The organism is Methyloterricola oryzae (genome assembly GCF_000934725.1).
GTDB classification, from domain to species: domain Bacteria; phylum Pseudomonadota; class Gammaproteobacteria; order Methylococcales; family Methylococcaceae; genus Methyloterricola; species Methyloterricola oryzae.
Window position 1 is genome coordinate 14,122 of record NZ_JYNS01000010.1, and the last position, 18,120, is coordinate 32,241.

The 18,120-nt window shown below is 60.4% G+C and carries 17 protein-coding genes; 9 read left to right on the forward strand and 8 right to left on the reverse strand.

Features of this window, described 5'->3' with window-relative positions:
- Window positions 1-15 precede the first annotated feature (15 nt).
- Both EK23_RS13665 and EK23_RS23320 read left to right on the forward strand, forming a co-directional pair.
- A complete protein-coding gene (locus EK23_RS13665) occupies window positions 16-489 on the forward strand; it encodes a nuclear transport factor 2 family protein (protein WP_045225951.1) in 474 nt (157 codons plus the stop codon).
- 51 nt (window positions 490-540) lie between these two features.
- Window positions 541-777 carry a hypothetical protein gene (locus EK23_RS23320; RefSeq protein WP_145998662.1) on the forward strand — a complete coding sequence of 79 codons (237 nt, stop codon included), beginning with the start codon at window positions 541-543 and terminating at the stop codon, window positions 775-777.
- Between the two features lie 514 nt (window positions 778-1,291).
- Here the strand turns inward: EK23_RS23320 and modC are convergent.
- The 3 genes from modC to modA form a co-directional block, all read right to left on the reverse strand.
- A complete protein-coding gene (gene modC, locus EK23_RS13675) occupies window positions 1,292-2,362 on the reverse strand; it encodes a molybdenum ABC transporter ATP-binding protein (protein WP_045225953.1) in 1,071 nt (356 codons plus the stop codon).
- Between the two features lie 2 nt (window positions 2,363-2,364).
- The gene (gene modB / locus EK23_RS13680; protein ID WP_045225954.1) at window positions 2,365-3,042 is read right to left on the reverse strand and encodes a molybdate ABC transporter permease subunit; all 678 of its coding nucleotides are present in this window, start codon (window positions 3,040-3,042) and stop codon (window positions 2,365-2,367) included.
- Between the two features lie 159 nt (window positions 3,043-3,201).
- Entirely contained in the window at window positions 3,202-3,990 is a 789-nt protein-coding gene (gene modA / locus EK23_RS13685; RefSeq protein ID WP_045225955.1) for a molybdate ABC transporter substrate-binding protein, read from the reverse strand.
- Window positions 3,991-4,459: 469 nt separating this feature from the next.
- Here modA and EK23_RS21810 point away from each other — a divergent pair, with 469 nt between their 5' ends.
- Genes EK23_RS21810 through lplT form a run of 4 tightly spaced genes read left to right on the forward strand, consistent with a single transcriptional unit; the run spans window position 4,460 to window position 9,171 of the window.
- Window positions 4,460-5,662, forward strand: coding sequence for a glycosyltransferase family protein (locus tag EK23_RS21810; protein WP_052808174.1), 1,203 nt, complete (start codon window positions 4,460-4,462; stop codon window positions 5,660-5,662).
- Window positions 5,663-5,665: 3 nt separating this feature from the next.
- Entirely contained in the window at window positions 5,666-7,027 is a 1,362-nt protein-coding gene (locus EK23_RS13695; RefSeq protein ID WP_045225956.1) for an aminotransferase class III-fold pyridoxal phosphate-dependent enzyme, read from the forward strand.
- On the forward strand, window positions 7,024-7,854 hold the full coding sequence (locus tag EK23_RS13700; RefSeq protein WP_045225957.1) for an SDR family oxidoreductase: 831 nt from the start codon (window positions 7,024-7,026) through the stop codon (window positions 7,852-7,854). The genes EK23_RS13695 and EK23_RS13700 overlap by 4 nt, the downstream gene beginning before the upstream one ends.
- Window positions 7,855-7,890: 36 nt before the next feature.
- Window positions 7,891-9,171: a lysophospholipid transporter LplT gene (gene lplT, locus EK23_RS13705; RefSeq protein WP_082054188.1), complete on the forward strand. Its 1,281-nt coding sequence runs from the start codon at window positions 7,891-7,893 to the stop codon at window positions 9,169-9,171.
- Window positions 9,172-9,412: 241 nt separating this feature from the next.
- Here the strand turns inward: lplT and EK23_RS13710 are convergent, their stop codons facing one another.
- From EK23_RS13710 to pstB, 5 genes are all read right to left on the reverse strand, one after another.
- Entirely contained in the window at window positions 9,413-10,048 is a 636-nt protein-coding gene (locus EK23_RS13710) for a DUF47 domain-containing protein (RefSeq protein WP_045225958.1), read from the reverse strand.
- 168 nt (window positions 10,049-10,216) lie between these two features.
- Window positions 10,217-11,767, reverse strand: a complete 1,551-nt coding sequence (locus tag EK23_RS13715; protein ID WP_045225959.1) for a family 1 glycosylhydrolase — start codon at window positions 11,765-11,767, stop codon at window positions 10,217-10,219.
- Window positions 11,764-12,957 (reverse strand): MGDG synthase family glycosyltransferase, encoded by a 1,194-nt coding sequence (locus EK23_RS13720; RefSeq protein WP_045225960.1) that lies wholly within the window; start codon window positions 12,955-12,957, stop codon window positions 11,764-11,766. The genes EK23_RS13715 and EK23_RS13720 overlap by 4 nt, the downstream gene beginning before the upstream one ends.
- The gene (phoU, locus tag EK23_RS13725; protein WP_045225961.1) at window positions 12,947-13,660 is read right to left on the reverse strand and encodes a phosphate signaling complex protein PhoU; all 714 of its coding nucleotides are present in this window, start codon (window positions 13,658-13,660) and stop codon (window positions 12,947-12,949) included. Before phoU ends, EK23_RS13720 begins: the two co-directional genes overlap by 11 nt.
- A 17-nt stretch (window positions 13,661-13,677) precedes the next feature.
- Complete coding sequence (gene pstB, locus EK23_RS13730; RefSeq protein WP_045225962.1) at window positions 13,678-14,499, reverse strand: phosphate ABC transporter ATP-binding protein PstB; 822 nt, start codon at window positions 14,497-14,499, stop codon at window positions 13,678-13,680.
- 15 nt (window positions 14,500-14,514) lie between these two features.
- Here pstB and EK23_RS23845 point away from each other — a divergent pair, with 15 nt between their 5' ends.
- The 3 genes from EK23_RS23845 (at window position 14,515) to EK23_RS13740 (ending at window position 18,001) form a co-directional block, all read left to right on the forward strand.
- Window positions 14,515-14,667 carry a hypothetical protein gene (locus tag EK23_RS23845; protein ID WP_162196156.1) on the forward strand — a complete coding sequence of 51 codons (153 nt, stop codon included), beginning with the start codon at window positions 14,515-14,517 and terminating at the stop codon, window positions 14,665-14,667.
- A 550-nt stretch (window positions 14,668-15,217) separates the two neighbouring features.
- Window positions 15,218-16,699 (forward strand): alkaline phosphatase D family protein, encoded by a 1,482-nt coding sequence (locus EK23_RS13735; protein ID WP_235282066.1) that lies wholly within the window; start codon window positions 15,218-15,220, stop codon window positions 16,697-16,699.
- 78 nt (window positions 16,700-16,777) lie between these two features.
- Complete coding sequence (locus EK23_RS13740; protein ID WP_082054190.1) at window positions 16,778-18,001, forward strand: glycerophosphodiester phosphodiesterase; 1,224 nt, start codon at window positions 16,778-16,780, stop codon at window positions 17,999-18,001.
- Window positions 18,002-18,120: the final 119 nt, after the last annotated feature.

Here is an 18,120-nt window from a genome sequence, read left to right on the forward strand (position 1 = left end):
AACGGAGCAAAACCCATGACTTCAGAAATCAAAGCCCCCGTTCCACCCTTCACCGCCGAGACCGCAGCGCAGAAAGTGCGCATGGCGGAGGACGCCTGGAATTCCCGCGATCCCGACCGGGTCGCATTGGTCTACACCGAAGATACCCTCTGGCGTAACCGCGCCGAATTTCCCCAGGGCCGCGAGCAAGTGCGGCAGTTTCTACAGCGCAAATGGGCCAGGGAACTGGACTATCGGTTGATCAAGGAACTGTGGGCGTTCACCGGCAACCGCATCGCCGTGCGCTTTGCCTACGAGTGGCACGACGACTCCGGGCAGTGGTTCCGCAGTTACGGCAACGAAAACTGGGAATTCAACCCGCAAGGCTTCATGCAACGGCGCTTCGCCAGCATCAACGACCTGCCGATCACACCGGAAGACCGCCTGTTCCACTGGCCACTGGGGGCACGCCCCGTGGATCACCCGAGCCTAAGTGATTTGGGATTGTGACAGGCGGACTGGCAGCTAGCCGCTTTGGCTCTGTGCGGCTTGGGAGGAGCGGTGAAAACACAGTCGGCTTTGGTTTGGTTTGGTTTGGTTTGGTTTGGTTTGGTTTCTGCAGCCTGCGGCAAAAGAACCAGCAGCCGAATCGTAACCGCCCTGAACGGCTGCAATATCCAGGTAACTTGCCAAACGCTGATCACTGAATTGGATGACAGCAAGGGGCACGTCGCGCTCAACCAAGGAAAGCAAAAGCTGACGTTAGAGAATGTCCGGTGTCAGGGTGGGTCTTTCTGACTTCGGCCAACAGGATGTCGTCGCCGGTCAAACGCTGGTGCATGCCCCGAATGTTGCTTTCCAACCCAGCCGCTTCCGCGATGGGAATCCCGCCGCAATCCAGGTGATACACCAGCAACACCAAGCTATTCGGCTTGAGTCTGAAGGATCTGCCGAAATTCCGGCCGGTAAGGCAACAGATAGAGGCCATCGCGCAGTACTCCGCAGGCCAATGCTTTCAGTGCAAGCCAGGCGGGCAGGCGTCCGTTGGCGTTCTGGGTTGACTAACTGATGGTCAGGACTTGCCATGAGTGCGGCATTGGCTAAACATTCTGACTTCACAAAATTTTTCCGCTCTACCGCGCCAGCGGCGGACGTCGTCAACAAAATGTGTTTCGCCGCCCAACTTCAGTCCGCTGATCCACCAACTGCGCGGCGATCTTGATTCTCCTCGGGTTTCCTGCGTGGGGATGGTCAGCCCGGCGAATCCCGACAAGAAATACCGCTGTTTTGGGCATGCTCAAATCTGACAGTGCTATTCCAGCAGAGCGACCGATTTAACCTGTACCCAGATCTGTTGGCCACTCGATACTTTTAGCTCGACCGCCGACCGCTTGGTCAGGCGCGCAATCAGTATGCACTCCCCCACTTTGACCCGAACGAGCGCCAGCCCTGGATGTTCATCATCCGCGATGGCATCGACCACACCTGGGAAAACATTTTGAATACTGCTCGGGCCGGGATGCAGTTGAGCCAGGCTGACATCTCTGGCCAGCACGCGCACCCTGACTTTACGCCCAAGCGGCACGCCGTGATCCCGCGTCCAAAGTTGGCCACCGGGAAAATCTGCGCGGGCCAGATGCCACTCATCGTCAATGGCGCCGACCGTCGCGTCGAGCACGGCGCCCACATCCTCTCCGAGCCGGATCGGCAGATCGAGCCGGGCCAGTGTTTCGGTCAATACGCCCTGAGCCAATACCCGGCCTTCTTCCAGAACGACCAGGTGGTCGGCCAACCGCGCCACTTCATCGGGCGCGTGGCTCACATATAACACCGGAATATCCAACTCGTTATGCAGCCGCTCCAGGTAGGGCAGGATTTCCGCTTTGCGTCGGAGGTCCAGGGCGGCCAGTGGCTCGTCCATGAGCAGGATGCGCGGATTGACCGCAAGAGCCCGCGCGATGCCGACGCGCTGACGTTCGCCACCGGAAAGCCGGTCCGGTTTACGCTCCAGCAAGTGACCGATGCCCAACAGTTCGACTGCTTGGTCCAATCTGACCTGCTGCTCCGAGCCAATCCGCCTCGCGCCATAGCGCAAGTTACCGAGCACGGTCAGGTGGGGAAACAAACTGGCTTCCTGGAACACATAACCGAGCGGTCGTTTATGGGGCGGAGTCCAGTGGTGAGCGTCCTGCCAGACGTCGCCATTCATTGCCAAGCGACCTTGTGGCGCACGTTCAAGTCCGGCGATGCAGCGCAGCAGCGTGGTCTTGCCGGAGCCGGAATGACCGAAAAGAGCAGTGACTCCCCGGCCTGGCAAGGCCAGGTCCACATCGAGGAGAAAGCCCGGCCAATCGAGACGGAACCGTGCTTGGATGTCCGACATGACTACCCCTTCTTGGCCTTGGGCCGCCAAAGGTAGAGACCCAGCAGGACCACGAAGGAGAAGATCAGCATGGCCGCCGCCAGGCGGTGGGCTTGGGCATATTCGAGCGCTTCCACATGATCGTAAATCTGCACCGAGGCGACGCGGGTCGCGCCGGGCAGGTTGCCGCCGATCATCAGCACGACGCCGAACTCTCCAACCGTGTGGGCGAAGGTCAGGATGCAAGCGGTCAGGAAACCCGGTAGTGACAGGGGCACGGCGACGGTGAAGAAGGCATCCAGGGGAGACGCCCGCAGGGTAGCCGCGACCTCCAACGGCCGGTCGCCGATCGCTTCGAAGGCGGTTTGCAGGGGTTGAACCATAAACGGCATTGAATACAGCACCGACGCCACCACCAGCCCCCAGAAGGTGAAGGGCAACAGCCCCATGCCCAGCGATTGGGTGATCCGCCCAATCAAGCCATCCGGTCCCATGGCCAGCAACAGGTAGAAGCCCAGCACCGAGGGTGGAAGCACCAAAGGCAAGGCCACGACCGCGCCGAGCGGTCCTTTCCAACGGGATTGAGTTCGCGCTAACCACCAAGCAATGGGTGTACCCAAGACCAGCAAAATCAAGGTCACGATGCTCGCCAAACGGATGGTTAATCCAATGGCTTGCAGGTCATTGTCGGCCAGCAACATCAGCCCTCCGTCAGCACGTGTGCTGTAAGGTCAATCTGGCGGAAATTAGCAGGATCGTGCCCAGCAGGGCCATCAGCCATTGGGTCGGCATCAGTCCCCGAAATAATCCGCCTGACACCGCAACGAGGATGGAGCCTTGCCCACTCCGCCGGCCGGCGCTCAGGGCTTCTTCGATTTGAGATTACCCTTCACTTCACCCGGCAGCGCAAAGCCGTACTTGGTCATCACGGCCCGCACCGGCTTGCTGCCCATGTAGTCGGCGAACGTCTTGGCCAAAGCATTCCCCTCGGCGCGCTTGGTGATGACGAAGCCCTGCTCCAGGGGCTCATGCAGATTTTCTGGGATCAGCCAGTAGCCCCCCTTGCTGGACAGTTCCGGATTGCTGACCAGAGATAGGGCGATGATGCCGACCTGGGCATTGCCGGTCTGGACGAACTGGGCGGCCTGGACAATGGTTTCGCCGAAGACCAGCTTGGGCTCGACCTTTTGCCAAAGTCCGGATGCCCGCAAGGCTTCTTCCGCCCGCTTGCCATAAGGTGCGTGCTTCGGGTTGGCGATGGCGACACGCGTGATCTTGGGATCGGTCAGATTTTTCAATGTCATCTTGGAGGCATCCAGCGTCGCGCTCCAAAGCACGATGCGGCCAATGGCATAAGGCTTGACTTCGGATGCCGCCAAGCCCTCTTTCACCAGGTTCTGGGGAAAGGCAATGTCGGCGGAGAAAAACAAATCGAAAGGCGCACCCTGCTGGATCTGGGTATTGAAGTTACCGGAGGAACCGTAGGCCACCTCCACTTCATTCCCCGGATGCTCCTTCTTGAACTTAGTCACGATCTCGTCCATGGCAAACTTGAGGTCGGAGGCTGCGGCGATTGTGATCTTTTCGGCATGGACCGCTGTTGCAAACAGCAGCGGACAAGCAAGCAGCAACGAGCGCAGTACCTTCATGGGCGGTTCTCCTTCATGTCAGGACGAGTTGTAAATGGAACCCGCTGCACGCGCCTTTTCGGGTTCGTCACATCGTTAAGTAACAAATAATATAACGCTAAGCATAAGGGATTTTTCGCGCCAATCCAACGACAGTTCCCCGGCGGGTCACTCTGCCGACCGTAGCGGATCAATTTCATAGATCGCCGGGGCTGCAATCATCGCCCAGGACTGAAATCACCCTGCGCAGGGCGAAGGACGGGGCGCGTGATTTAGCTCTTCAACTCCGGCGTGAGGCCGGAACGCAACTTGATGTTTTCCGCGCCCTCCGGGGCGAGGCCATCGCGGTGCTTTGCGATATGAACAGCGACATCGCAGACGTGCAAGCTTCCGCGCCGGCGTCACCAAACTGCAAAGCTCCAGTCATACCCCTGTCGCAAAAACGGAGCAGATTAGAGCGAATGCTGACGACCACGACGAACGCGATCGCATGAAGGCCTTGTTTATCTGCGGTTCCCTGAACCAGACCCGGATGATGTATCAGATATCCCTTCATCTTCCGCAATTCCACGCCAATTTCACCCCCTATTTCTGTGACGGGCCGGGGCGTCTGGTGCAACGCACCGGGGCCTTGGACTTCACCGTGCTGGGGGGAGAGTTCCACCGCCAGACCGCGAAGTTTCTCACCGAATGCGGCGTGAATTTCGACTTCGAGGACGTCAACGGACCCTATGACCTGGTGCTTACCTGCATTGACCTGATCGTACCGAAGCGCATCCGTAACAGCCGCCTGGTGCTCGTGCAGGAAGGGATGACCGACCCGGAGACCCCGGCTTATCACCTGGTGCGCGCCCCGCGGCTGCCGCGCTGGCTTGCGCAGACGTCCGCCAAGGGGTTGTCGAATGCCTATGACCTCTTCCGCGTTGCCTCCGAGGGCTATCGGAGCCTGTTCGAGCGCAAAGGCGTTCGTCCGGAAAAAATCCGGGTGACCGGCATTCCCACTTTCGACCACTGTGCGGCGTACCTGGATAACGATGTCCCCCACCGGGACCACGTCCTGGTGGCTACTTCGGACATGCGCGAAACATTCAAATTCGAGAACCGCCCCAAGTTCATCGAGAAAGCGCGGCGCATCGCCGCAGGCGCGGAAGCCGATGCCAAGATTCCCTCGGACTGCCCGCTGATCGACCCGGACGTCATCGACCAGGTGCTTGATCGCGTCATGCAATCCGATTGCGATTACGTCAGCAATCTTCATCTGGCCAGTTGGCCCGACGGCAACGACGTCGAGGTTATGCGGCTGGATGCGTTGGAAACGGCATGGCGCGAAGCCATGCTACCCATGGAACGGGAGCACACGCCGCCTTATCTGTGGGAACGTCCGGAACGCTTCAAGCTCGCCAATGTTCGCTGGGACGAGGAGGCTGCCGTGACGCGCGACGGCTCACTCAGCCACCGCTGGACCCTCGACTACGCCGAGGACTGCGCGTTCATCCGGCAGGTTTTCGAAACCTTGTACCCGGAGAACCCCGTATTTGGAGTCGAGGACATCCTCGATCTGCTGGCCAGCCGCCCGCAGCTGGCAGACATCAATGAGCGTTACCTCGGGGTCAACTGGTATCGCCATCACCTGCATCAGCTCAAGACCGTCGACTCGCGCGATACCGCCCACCTCTCATCACTCAAGGTTTAAGCCATGCCCAATCATGTCGCGTTCAACCCGGAGTTTCCGGACATCACCGAATCCAACCGCCTCTGGGAACGGGCGAGCGGCCTCATCCCGGCCGGCACCCAAACCCTGGCGAAAGGCCCGACGCAGTACTCCAATGGCATCGCCCCCAAGTGCCTGCGGCGTGGGCGCGGCGCCCGCGTCTGGGACGTGGATGGCAATGAGTACCTGGATTACAGCATGGGCGTGGGCCCGGTCATACTCGGTTACTGCCACCCGGCTGTGGATGAGGCGATCCAGCGGCAATTGCAGGACGGCATTACCTTTTCCCTGATGCATCCCCTGGAGGTGGAACTGGCCGAGCGTATGCGCGATTGCATTCCCAACGCCGAGGCGGTGCGCTTTTGCAAGACCGGCTGCGACATCACGACCGCCGCCATGCGCCTGGCGCGCGCCTACACCGGCCGCGAGCGGGTGCTGTGCTGCGGTTACCATAGCTGGCACGACTGGTATATCGGCATCACCGATCGCGCCGCGGGCATCCCGGCCGCGACCCGCGACCTGACCCATACGATCCAGTACAACGATATCGCTTCTGTGTTGGATGCCATCGACGACGGCACGGCGTGTGTGATCCTCGAACCACTCGTGTTCGAGCAGGAGGACGGCAGCTTTCTGAAGACCCTGCGCGAGGTCTGCGAACAATTCGGCGCTCTGCTCGTCTTCGATGAGATGTGGACCGGCTTCCGGTGTGCCCTGGGCGGCGCCCAGGAGTTTTTGGGCGTGCGCGCCGACCTGAGCCTGTTTTCCAAGGCGATGGCCAATGGCATGCCCATAGCAGCCATCACCGGGCGCCGGGATGTCATGTCCCTGCTGGAGAAAGATGTCTTCTTCTTTACCACCTTCGGCGGCGAGACCCTGTCCCTGGCTGCAGCCATCGCCTGCATCGATTTCATGGAAAAGCACCACGTACAGGCGGAAATTGCGCGGACCGGACAACGGCTAACGGACGGGCTACGTAAGCTCATCAGGAAGCTGAAGATGGACTACGTGTCAGTTTCAGGCTATCCGTTCCGCAGCTTGCTTAACCTGGCGCCAATGGACGGCGATCCGCTGGCGATGAAAACCTTGCTGCAGCAGGAACTGTTGCGGCGCGGCATCCTCTGGTCCGGGACCCATGCCCTGTCATACAGCCACCTTCCGGAGGACATCGAATACACCCTTGCCGCCTATGAAAAATCACTGATTGCGCTGAATGATGCCGTCGAACGCGGTGAGGTCCTGCAGCGACTTCGTGGTGATCTGGTGCAAGCGGTATTCCGCAAGACCAGTCATTTCCATGTCAAGCCACGTCTCGATGCCGGCCGGTTGAACAGGCAGTTGGCATGACGGTCTCGCAAAGCTTCTCTCTGGCAGGTCGGACCGCCATCGTCACGGGCGCCGCGGGCTTGCTGGGGCGCCGCCACTGCCAAGCCGTGGCGCAAGCCGGGGCGAGGGTGGTGGCGACCGATCTGGATCTCGCCGGGTGCCAGTACCTTGTCGCCGAACTGGGCGGTGATGCTTTCGCGGTAGAGGCGGACTTGTGCTGCCGCGACTCTTTGCGCAAGCTGGCCGATACCGTTCTGGAGCGCTGCGGTCGCATCGACGTGCTGGTCAATAACGCCGCCATCAACGACAAGGTGGAGGCTCCGGGAACCGGGCTGGAGACTTCCCGCTTCGAGAATTATCCCCTGGATCATTGGCAACGCGCCCTGGATGCGAACCTGACGGCCCCCTTTCTCTGTTGCCAGGTCATCGGAGCGGAAATGGCGCGCTTGGGCGCCGGCAGCATCATCAATCTGGGCTCCACCTATGGCCTGGTAGCACCGGATCAGTCCCTGTATCGGGATCTCGACGGAGACCAGCGCTTTTACAAATCGCCCGTCTATCCGGCCACCAAATCAGCACTCCTAGGGCTTACCCGATTTCTGGCCGCTTACTCGGGCGCCGCGGGGGTGCGGGTCAACGCCCTCAGTCCCGGGGGTGTCAAAAACGCTCAGGACGACTGCTTCGTAGCGGAGTACTCCCGGCGCACGCCCCTGGGGCGGATGGCCCAACCCACCGATTTCATGGGGGCCTTGGTTTTTCTTGCCTCGGATGCATCCCTCTATGTGACGGGCGCCAATCAGGAATCGGACTTCCCGGCACGGAACTGTGCCCTCGTGACTGCCGCCTAGCCCGACCCTTTTCTCTCACCACGATGGCCCCATAACGTGCACTCGAGTCCTGCCGAAACCAGCAGCCGACCGGCCGCGAACGAAGCCGCGCTCCAACGCGGCTTTCCTGTCATACTGGCCTCTCAGTTCTTTTCCTCCCTGGCGGACAATGCCCTGCTTTTTGCGGCCATCGCCCTGTTGCGCAGCCTAGCGGCCCCGTCCTGGCAAACGCCGGTGCTGCAGCAGGGCTTCGTGGTGGCCTTTATCGTCCTGGCCCCTTTTGCCGGTCCCTTCGCCGATGCCCTGCCCAAGGGCCGCGTCATGCTCATCAGCAATACGGTGAAAATGCTGGGTTGCCTCGCCATGCTGCTCGGAGTGCATCCGCTCCTGGCCTATGGCTTGGTGGGCGTCGGCGCCGCCGCCTACTCACCGGCCAAGTACGGCATCCTGACGGAATGCCTGCCGCCGGAACGCCTGGTCTGGGCCAATGCCTGGCTGGAGGGCCTCACGGTGGCGGCCATCATCCTGGGCGCCATTGTCGGTGGAATCCTGATCGGCCCCCGCGCTGAAGGATTGGTGCTGCAACTGACGCAGCAGGCGATACTCCCCGCGAGTCTGGACTCGGCAGCGGAATGCGCCATCGCCATCGTCCTGTGCCTTTATCTGATCGCCGCCTTGTTCAATTTATACATACCCAAGCTGCCCATCGACCATACCCTGCCACGGAGAACCATCGGCTACATCGTCAGGGATTTTGCGGCTTCCTTCATGCAACTCTGGAAGGACCCCCTCGGCCAGGTCTCCCTGGCAGTCACCACCCTGTTCTGGGGAGCCGGAAGCACCCTGCGCCTGATCATCATCCTGTGGTCCGCGGCCGCCTTGAATTTCGATTTGGAGCAGGCGACGCAACTGACCGCCGTAGTGGCGATCGGAATCGGCATAGGCGCCGCCGTGGCGGGTCACGCTGTACCCCTTAACCATGCAGTCAAGGTGCTGCGGGTTGGCATCGCCATGGGACTCACCGTCGCAGCGATGGTGCTGGTGCACGACTGGCGCATTGCGATACCGATGCTGATCCTGATCGGCGCCATGGGCGGCTATTTCGTGGTGCCGATGAATGCCCTGCTTCAGCACCGCGGCCATCTGATCATGGGTGCGGGACATTCGATCGCCGTGCAAAACCTGAACGAGAACTCCAGTATCCTGCTCATGCTGGGCGCCTACAGCCTCATGCTCAAGGCGGAATTCCCCATCGAAACCATCGTGGTGGCGTTCGGTTTGTTTGTGGCGGCCACCATGGGCTGGCTCGCCAGGATTCACGGGCATGATCAGGACTGATTCAGGCACAACGACCCCTGGCTTGTGCCGTGAGTAGCAGCATCCCTGCCCGCGCAGGTCAACTGGCCGCGCGCCCCGGCGAGCGGGAAATGGGCCCGCTCACCGCTGGCAAGGAGCCGCATGGGCCGGCTGCCGCGTGCCTCTGGGCCAAGCCTTCGGGGTGGTCTAGTACCGCAGTCTGATGGGGCTGGCGGTCGTGGCCATGGCGTGGATCAAGGACTGGAGTAGCGGCCCGACCCGCCTATTGCCGCTGCCGGTAGCGCACGAAGCGTTCCAACAGGACGGCCGCATGGTAGGCGGAATCGGTAGTCTGTTCCAGTACGCCCAGTATCTCCGTCCAATTGAACTCATCCACCAGCGGCAGCACCAGGATGCGATACTGCTTCTTGCGCCAGTCGTGATAAATGAGATCGGCTGCTTCCTCACTGCGCTTCAGGTTCTCCCGCAGTGCCTTCACGCTCTCCAGCTCGTTGTCGGGGTAGCGGGTCATTTCCTCGCGCAGCTGGGAAATCATGCTGGTCAACACGGACAGTATGCTGTGGGCCTCATCCTCTATCTTGTGCGGATGGCAGATGTCGATCAGGCGCGCGGTATCGTTGAGTCCGTCCACGATGTCATCCAGGCGTTTGACGAACTGTTCGGTGATATGGATGAACTCCGAGTAGTCGAGCAGTTCCAGGGCGTGATACGCCTCCGCCGTGAGACGATCACCTTTCTCTTCCAGCTGCTTGACGCGAACAATGTAAGCGTCGGGATCCTGCAACTGCGAAAACAGCTGATTCAAGGCCTCGCCACAGGCCATGGTGTTGTCGAGGTGCTCCTTGAAGATGGCTTCCAGGGCTCTCGAGGATTGAAGATCGAGCGTTTCGGCATTCATCGCACTTGTGTCTTCCGGTGAGGTAAGGGTTGACGCCCATGCGCAGCGGGGCGCTGGGACACAGCACCCGCAGCAATCCGCTGCGCGCCGGGTACAAAGCTAGCCTGCCAATGTTTCAGTTCGACGAAGCTGCTTGCCGATTCCGATTCCTTTAAACACCATGCGCCTTCAATAAGACACCCGCCGGGCTTCGGGCAGCCATTCTTCGACCGAGCGTATCAGCCTGCGGTAGGTGACACTGGGGCTGTCGCCCTGATGGTCTTTGTGAAGGCGCGCGGTTCCCCGCCCGTAATCAAGGCTGAACAGCCCGAAGCGCGGTGTAAAGGTTCCCCATTCATAGTTATCGAACAGCGACCAGTGCAGATAGCCCAGCAAGGGGATTGCCCTGCGTCGAAGTTCCGCCACCTCGGCCATATGGCGTTGCAGAAAGGCGCTGCGTGTCAGCTTGTCGCGCCGCGGAATGGAGGCATTGTCGGTTCGCCGGTGCAGGGCCATGCCATTCTCGGCAATCAGCACGGGGCGCGCATACTCGTTAGCGTAAAACGAACAGAAAAAGCCCAAACCACCGGTAACACTGCGCCAGTCCCACCATTTGCTGGTAAAGCTGCCCCATAAGAGGCTCAGACGGCTGGGGTCGGGAGCATCGTGATCCAGGAGTGATGGGGCCCTGAGCGCATGCGCCGTAAACGGATCGTAATAATCGATTGCCACATAATCGATAACGCAAGGATCGGGACCTTCGAACAACGTTTCCCAGAATGGATCGAATTCAGTCGCATGGAATGCGAAGCGCCCGGCCTGCTGAACAGCCAGCCTGAGCACGGATCCCAGGCGAAATGCCAGATCCTTGTCGTAAGGCAGCCCGGCTTCGGCCAAAGCCGCCTCAAAGCCGCGAAAGCGGTCGAGGGCATAGTGCTGCGCAATCGAAGGCGAGATCCCGCGCTCACGGGCCAGCAGGAGATCGAGCAGAAGTTTATCCAGCCAGTAAATGTCGCTGCAGTAAAGATTGCAACTCACCCAGGGCCGGTGCCAGCACTGCTCGCGGTAAAGCGCGTGGATGGCCCGATAGGCCAGGACGTGGGCACGCAGCAAGTGACTCAGGCTTTGGGAGACAGCCTTGAGGCCGAAGCTCTCGGCACCGGGAAACTGGCGTCCCAGATGGGTGTTCAGCGCCAACATATTGGGTTCGTTGACGGTGAGGTAAAGGCGGACCGGGGCCTGATTCAGGCTGGCCAGTTTGCTGTTCAGGTAGCGCACCGAGGTGCTCACGTACCGCTCGAAGTGTTCAACCGTTTCCGGCTTCAGCCAGACATCCGCGCCCAGCCAGGCCGGATGCACGAAATGGTGCAGGCTGAGCACCGGCTCCATGCCAGACCGTCGGCAGACCGCGAGCATTTCCGCATAGTGGTCCAGCGCCGCATAGTCGAAATCGGGCGGCGGACCTTCGGCATCCTGAAAGGTCGGCTGTATGCGGCTCCACTCGATGCCTAAGCGAAATGCCGATAGGCCGAGCGTCCCGCAGGTCTCGAAGTCCTCCGGATAGCGGTTCCAGAAATCGGCAGACCTGCCGGTCAGGGCCACGCGCCCTGCCCGCTCCGCGTGCGCCCAGTTGGTCTGCGGCTGGCCGGGCCCATTGTAGCCGCCTTCAGTCTGATATGCTGAGGTCGCGACTCCCCATAAGAACGGCAAAGGGGTGCCCGATCCGGGCTCCTCGCTCATTCGATCAAGGCGGCCTCGGCAATGGCGGCGCGCTGCTTGCGATTGAACGACAAAGGCGGCATCCGGTCCTCGAGCAGCGTATCAACCACCACCCGGGCGGCCTCCGGCCGCGCGTAGCGCAAGGCGTTGGCCCGCATCGACGCGAGCCGCTGCGGGTTGGCAAGCAGTTGCTCTATTTTGAAACCCAAGACTGTAAGGTCATTGCATTTCACAGCGACGCCCTCTTCCAGCAAATGGTCGCTGTTGCGCTCCTCCTGGCCTGGAATCGGATTGACGATGCACAGGGGCAGCCCCCGGGCCAGCGCTTCGGCGGCGGTGAGTCCGCCCGGCTTGCCGATGAAAAGGTCAGCTGCATCCATCAAGCTGTGCATGGCGTTGGAATAACCCAAGACCCGGAACCTGGGATTATCCCCGCCCACCCGCCTTTGTATCCGCTCCCGCAAGGCCTCGTTACGGCCGCATACGACGATGGTCTGCGCATCGTTGCGAAGGCTCGCAAGACGCTCCACCATGAACTCGGTCGGCCCCGTTCCCAGCGCGCCCGCCGACAGCAGCAGCACCGGTCGTTCGGAATCAAGGCCCAGCTGTCCCCGCTCAGCCAACCGGTCAACCGGTTGTTGGAACAACGGGTCGATGGGAATCCCGGAGACGGTGATCCGGTTGCCCGGCAGGCCCAGCATTTCCAGATGCGCCCTGGTTTCGTCGATGGCCACGAAATAGCGGTGGAATGCCCGCGACAGCCACATGGCGTGAAAGTCGAAATCCGTCACCACGATGGAAAGGTGTGCCTGGAGGCGTCCCGTGGCGATCAGATGGGAGATGATGCCCGCCGGCATGAAATGGGTGCAGACGATGATATGCGGGTCGAACGCCCGGATGAATCGGACCAGCGGTTTGGTATTCAGGCGATCGATCATGTGCCGCATGGCGTCGGTACGCCAGGGCTCGTCGCTGGCCTTGTACCACCAACCGAGAAAGTTCGGCGCCGACGCCACCAGGGACTGGTAGAACTTGGAATAGAAGTCCCGAAACAGCCGGTTGGTGTACTGGAGGGCATCGTTATTCACGACCTCGGCAACCCCGTCGTCCGCGGCAAAAGTCTTTTCCAGCGCCTCGGCGGCCCGAATGTGACCCGATCCTGCGCTGGCGGACATGATCAGGACACGGGTGCCAGAACGGCTATTCGTCATGGCCAGGTTTGCCCTGGACGTGTCGGATATCTTTACCCATCACTTGAAATACAACGTATTCGGCAAGATTCTGCGCGTGATGACCGATGCGTTCCAGTGACTTGATGGCGAGCACCACATTGATGGCAAAGCCAATGAGCCGGGCATCTTCCATGACATAGGTGAGCAGGCGCCGCAGTTCCGACTGGAACTCCAGGTCCAGTTCCCGGTGTTTCTCGATCACCGAAAGCGCCTTGCGCTCATCCCATATGTCGAAGACTTCGACGGCGCATTGCAGGCTGCTCAGAGCCAGCCCTCCGATGCGGTCCACGTCGCGGACCAATTGTCCGTTGGGATCACCGCTCTCGTGTCCGAACAACTGGATCACCAAGCCGGCGATACGCACCGCCTCGTCACCGATCCGCTCCAGATCGCTGACGCTCTTGGACACCGCAATCACCATCCGCAGATCATTGCCCACTGGACTATGCCGGGCGATGAGCTTGGCTATCTCATCATCCGCCTCGACCTCGAGCCGGTCCACGGCACCATCCTTGGTCACAACCCTTTGCGCCTGCAAGACATCGCGGGTTCTGAACGCGGCCAGAGCATCCCGCACCTGCGCCAGCACCAAACCGCCCATTTCCAGCACCAGGAAATGCAGGTGATTGAGCTCGCCGTCATAACGGCGGTAGGTATGACCTTCGGTCGGGAACTCAGACATGAGACGATCTCCAGACCTCAGCCGAAACGGCCGCTGATGTAGTCGTTGGTTAAGGGATGGCGAGGATTGGTAAACATCTGCGCGGTATCACCCACCTCCACCAGCCTGCCCAGATGGAAATAGGCGGTACGCTGCGACACACGGGCCGCCTGCTGCATGGAGTGGGTCACGATGACGATGGTGAACTGGTTGCGCAGTTCATCAATCAATTGCTCGATCTTGGCGGTAGCCACCGGATCCAGCGCGGAGCAAGGCTCGTCCATCAGGATGACTTCCGGGTTCACCGCTATGGTGCGCGCAATGCAGAGGCGCTGCTGCTGCCCCCCCGACAAGCTGGTTCCCGGATGATCCAGATAATCCTTGACCTCGTTCCAGAGCCCGGCCTTGTGCAAGGCGTTTTCCACGATCGCCCGCTCTGCGTCCTTACCCGAGCAGAGACCGTGTATACGCGGGCCATAGGCGATGTTCTCATAGATGCTCTTGGGAAACGGATTGGGCTTTTGGAAGACCATCCCGACCTTTCTGCGCAGACGCACCGGATCAAGCTGGGGGTCAAAGATGTCCTGCCCATCGATCTCTATCCTGCCGCTGACTCGGCAGCCGGCGACGGCATCGTTCATCCGGTTAAGGCAGCGCAGGAAAGTGGACTTTCCACAACCGGAAGGCCCGATCAAGGCGATGACCTCCTCGTGGCCGATATCGAGAAAGACCTCTTGGAGCGCCAGCTTGCTCCCGTAGTGAACCTCGACGCCACGACAGGAAACGCGCGGACGGGAGCATGACCACTGCCCCAAGGTCGGGCCGGTGCGGTCGGGCCTTCGCTCGTGAGCCTCACTCACAGGAACTTCAAGCCAATGCGCGCGATCCCTGCCCTTGGACTGTACTCCCGTTTTGAGCTGAATAAGGCTGTTCATGACCTGATGCGCGTGAGTTGGGCGGTGAAAAACGGCCTGGAAAAAGTTGTCCTCGCAAGCAACGAGACGGCAGCAGACCCGGGCGCGCCTTAAGCGGCTCGCATCCACGGTCCTTGCAGTCCAGGAAAAAATTGAGAGTGTGCCGCCTCGACCGGAAGCACCCTGACTATGAGCGGGACAAACGCCTTCTAGGATTGCAGAGTACCAAGACTATGTGACAGGACCGTTACAGTCAGGTGACGCATACCCTGCAACGCGCTGTTTCAGCGGGGCAAGATGCTCGACCTTGACCTGCCCACTATGCTGACAAGGCACATTGCTTGGGCTGGACTCCAAACGTCGTAGGGCACGATTGCGCGGGGGATTGCGCAATCCGCCGACCATGCTAAGCGTGGCTCGTGACAGGCGCTTGACGTTCAGAACATAGCCTCGTGCTCGGGGCAGATCCCTCTCTGTCACTGAACTTTAACCGGATTGCCACGGGGCTGACCTGCCAGCCTACTAAGGTGCTGCCGCCTGCATAAACCAAAGGAGGCTGGCCGTGAATTTCCCCCATTCAAATCCTAAGTTCAAAAAATCGAGTCAAAACCTGCTCGTCGCTGCGATGGCCTCTGTGTTACTCGCCACCGCGAGCGGCTGTGCCATGGCAGCAGTCAATGCTCCGCAGTTGGAACAGGGCATCCAGATTGGCGATCTGGCGCCGGGCCGCGCTGTCATCTGGAGCCGGAGCGACCGCCCCGCGACGCTTTTTGTGGAATACGCCTACCGGTCCGACTTCAGGAATTCAAAGGTCATCCGAGGACCTAATGCCCTGGAAGGCACCGACTTCACCGCGCGCCAGGACCTCGTCGGCCTGCCGGAGGGAAGGGATATTTATGTTCGCGTCTGGTTCGAGGACCTCACCAACGCCCGCAACAAAAGTGAACTCGTGGAAGGCCGCTTTCATACCATCGGAAAGCGGGACGATATCCGCTTTGTGTGGGGCGGGGACACCGCAGGCCAGGGCTGGGGCATTAATCCCGAATTCGGTGGCATGAAGATCTACGAAACCATGCGCCAGGAGCAACCGCAATTCTTCATCCACAGCGGCGACAACGTCTATTCCGACGGTCCCATATTGCCGGAAGTTAAGGACGCCAACGGACAGGTGATCTGGAAGAACATCGTTACGGACGAAGTTTCCAAGGTCGCCGAGACCCTGGCGGAATTCCGCGGCCGCTACAAGTACAACCTGCTGGATGACAATGTCCGCGCCTTCAACGCGGAAGTGCCGCAGATCTGGCAATGGGACGATCATGAAGTGGTGAACAACTGGTCCGATTCCAAGGATCTGGCAAACGACACGCGCTACAGCGAAAAGAATATTCCCACCCTGGTCGCGCGGGCCGAGGAAGCTTTCCATGAGTTTGCGCCCATGCGACCTTACGGCGCCGAAGAATACCGGCGTATCTATCGCCAGTTGTCCTACGGTCCGCTGCTCGACGTGTTTGTGCTGGACATGCGCAATTACCGTGGTCCCAATACCGCCAACCTGCAGGCGCAGGAAGGCCCGGACACCGCGTTCCTGGGCAAGTCACAACTGGAGTGGCTTGAGGAGGGTTTGAAAAAATCCGAAGCCAAGTGGAAGGTGGTCGCGGCGGACATGCCCATCGGCCTCAATATCGGCGATGGCACCGATGCCCAGGGTAACGCGCGCTGGGAAGCGGTCGCCAATGGCGACGGCGGTCCGGCCTTGGGGCGCGAACTGGAAATCGCACGCCTGCTCAGCTTCATCAAGAAGCAGCGCATCAAGAATATCGTCTGGCTGACAGCCGACGTCCACTATGCCGCGGCGCACTACTATGATCCCCAGAAAGCCGCCACGAAAGACTTCCTGCCGTTCTGGGAGTTCGTCACCGGTCCTCTCAACGCCGGATCCTTCGGCCCGAATACCACCGATGGCACCTTTGGCCCGCAAGTCGTGTTCTACAAGGCCCCGCCCGCGGGTCAGGTGAACCTGCCGCCTTCGGCGGGCCTTCAGTTCTTCGGTGAGGTCAACATCGATGGCAGGAACGGCAGCCTGACCGTCGATCTCAAGGACCTGTTCGGAACCTCTGTTTTCAGCAAGACGCTGCTGCCGGAATAAGTGGCAGGGAGGGCTGGCCTGCCGGGCCGGCCCTCACCCGATTGCTGAGCCCCAATTCCAAACACAACAAGGACACCTATGACTGCTTATACGAAGCACATCCCGCTGGCGGGTATACTGCTTGCTGTACTCGCCAATCCCGCCTGCGCCGACATGCAGAGACACGAATCGGACGCGCCCCCCATTGTGATCGGACACCGCGGCGCGGCGGGCTACAGACCCGAACATACCCTGGCCGGTTATGAACTGGCCATCGAAATGGGCGCGGACTTCATCGAACCCGACCTGGTACTGACCAAGGACGGCCACTTGCTGGCCCGTCACGAACCCATGATCGGCGGCACCACGGACGTGGCGGATCATCCCGAGTTCGCCTCCCGCAAGACCACCCGGAAAGTGGACGGCGTGGCATACACGGACTGGTTCGCTAGCGACTTTACCCTGGCCGAAATCAAGACACTGCGCTCAAAGGAACGCATCCCGGATCTGCGTCCGGGCAACACGGCCTACGACGGACAGTTTGAAATACCAACGCTGGACGAGGTCATCGCCCTGGCAAAAGACAAGAGTCGGGAGACCGGCCGGGTCATCGGCATCTATCCGGAGATCAAGCATTCCACGTTTCACGCCGGACTTTTCGGCCAGCATGTCTTCGAGGACAAGCTGCTCAAGACGCTGCATGCCGCCTATGGCAACAGCGCATGCGCGCCGGTCTTCATCCAGTCCTTCGAGGTCTCCAACCTACGCTATTTGAGCAAGCGTACGCGAATCAAGCTGGTACAGTTGGTGGATGCGGACGATGTGAAGCCCGATGGTTCTGTGTCTCTGGTGGCGCCCTACCGTCAGCCCTATGACTTTGTGGTTTCCGGCGATCCGCGCAACTTCGCCGACCTGGTCACGGAGAAAGGCCTGGACTTCGTCAAGAGCTACGCTGATGGCATCGGCCCCTGGAAACCCTACCTGGTCAGGACGGTCGATGACGGCGTAGACCGTGACGGCGACGGAGTCCTGAGCATCAATGACCGCCGCGTCGATGGAAGCACCGGCGTTATCGAACTGGCGCATCGCAAGGGTTTGCTGGTCCATACCTGGACGTTCCGCAACGACTCCAGCGGCTATGGCTTCAAGGACCCCGAGGCGGAGATGGCCTATTACTTCGAACTGGGCGTGGACGGCCTGTTCACCGACTTCGCCGATACCGGCGTCAGCGCGCGCGGTCAGGTGTTCGGCGCCGGCAGTCCTGCGTCCCGTTCCAGGAAGTGCGCCGGAGGCCGTTCAACTCGGTTTGAAAGCCACCGATAAGAAACGGCCGCGGTTTGCGATCCTAGGCCGGGCAGACCGTTTCCGCCGAATCCGGGCGGAGCGGTTCTGCTCCCCGGGCATGAAGATATTCCCTCAGGCCTGTCATCAAATCGACATGT

Coding starts and splice junctions, on each gene's coding strand:
- EK23_RS13665 (WP_045225951.1), top strand. CDS start 16: ATGACTTCAGAAATCAAAGCCCCCGTTCCACCCTTCACCGCCGAGACC.
- modC (WP_045225953.1), bottom strand. CDS start 2,362: ATGTCGGACATCCAAGCACGGTTCCGTCTCGATTGGCCGGGCTTTCTC.
- modB (WP_045225954.1), bottom strand. CDS start 3,042: ATGTTGCTGGCCGACAATGACCTGCAAGCCATTGGATTAACCATCCGT.
- modA (WP_045225955.1), bottom strand. CDS start 3,990: ATGAAGGTACTGCGCTCGTTGCTGCTTGCTTGTCCGCTGCTGTTTGCA.
- EK23_RS21810 (WP_052808174.1), top strand. CDS start 4,460: ATGAAGGCCTTGTTTATCTGCGGTTCCCTGAACCAGACCCGGATGATG.
- EK23_RS13695 (WP_045225956.1), top strand. CDS start 5,666: ATGCCCAATCATGTCGCGTTCAACCCGGAGTTTCCGGACATCACCGAA.
- EK23_RS13700 (WP_045225957.1), top strand. CDS start 7,024: ATGACGGTCTCGCAAAGCTTCTCTCTGGCAGGTCGGACCGCCATCGTC.
- EK23_RS13710 (WP_045225958.1), bottom strand. CDS start 10,048: ATGAATGCCGAAACGCTCGATCTTCAATCCTCGAGAGCCCTGGAAGCC.
- EK23_RS13715 (WP_045225959.1), bottom strand. CDS start 11,767: ATGAGCGAGGAGCCCGGATCGGGCACCCCTTTGCCGTTCTTATGGGGA.
- EK23_RS13720 (WP_045225960.1), bottom strand. CDS start 12,957: ATGACGAATAGCCGTTCTGGCACCCGTGTCCTGATCATGTCCGCCAGC.
- phoU (WP_045225961.1), bottom strand. CDS start 13,660: ATGTCTGAGTTCCCGACCGAAGGTCATACCTACCGCCGTTATGACGGC.
- EK23_RS23845 (WP_162196156.1), top strand. CDS start 14,515: ATGCGCGCGATCCCTGCCCTTGGACTGTACTCCCGTTTTGAGCTGAAT.
- EK23_RS13735 (WP_235282066.1), top strand. CDS start 15,218: ATGGCAGCAGTCAATGCTCCGCAGTTGGAACAGGGCATCCAGATTGGC.
- EK23_RS13740 (WP_082054190.1), top strand. CDS start 16,778: ATGACTGCTTATACGAAGCACATCCCGCTGGCGGGTATACTGCTTGCT.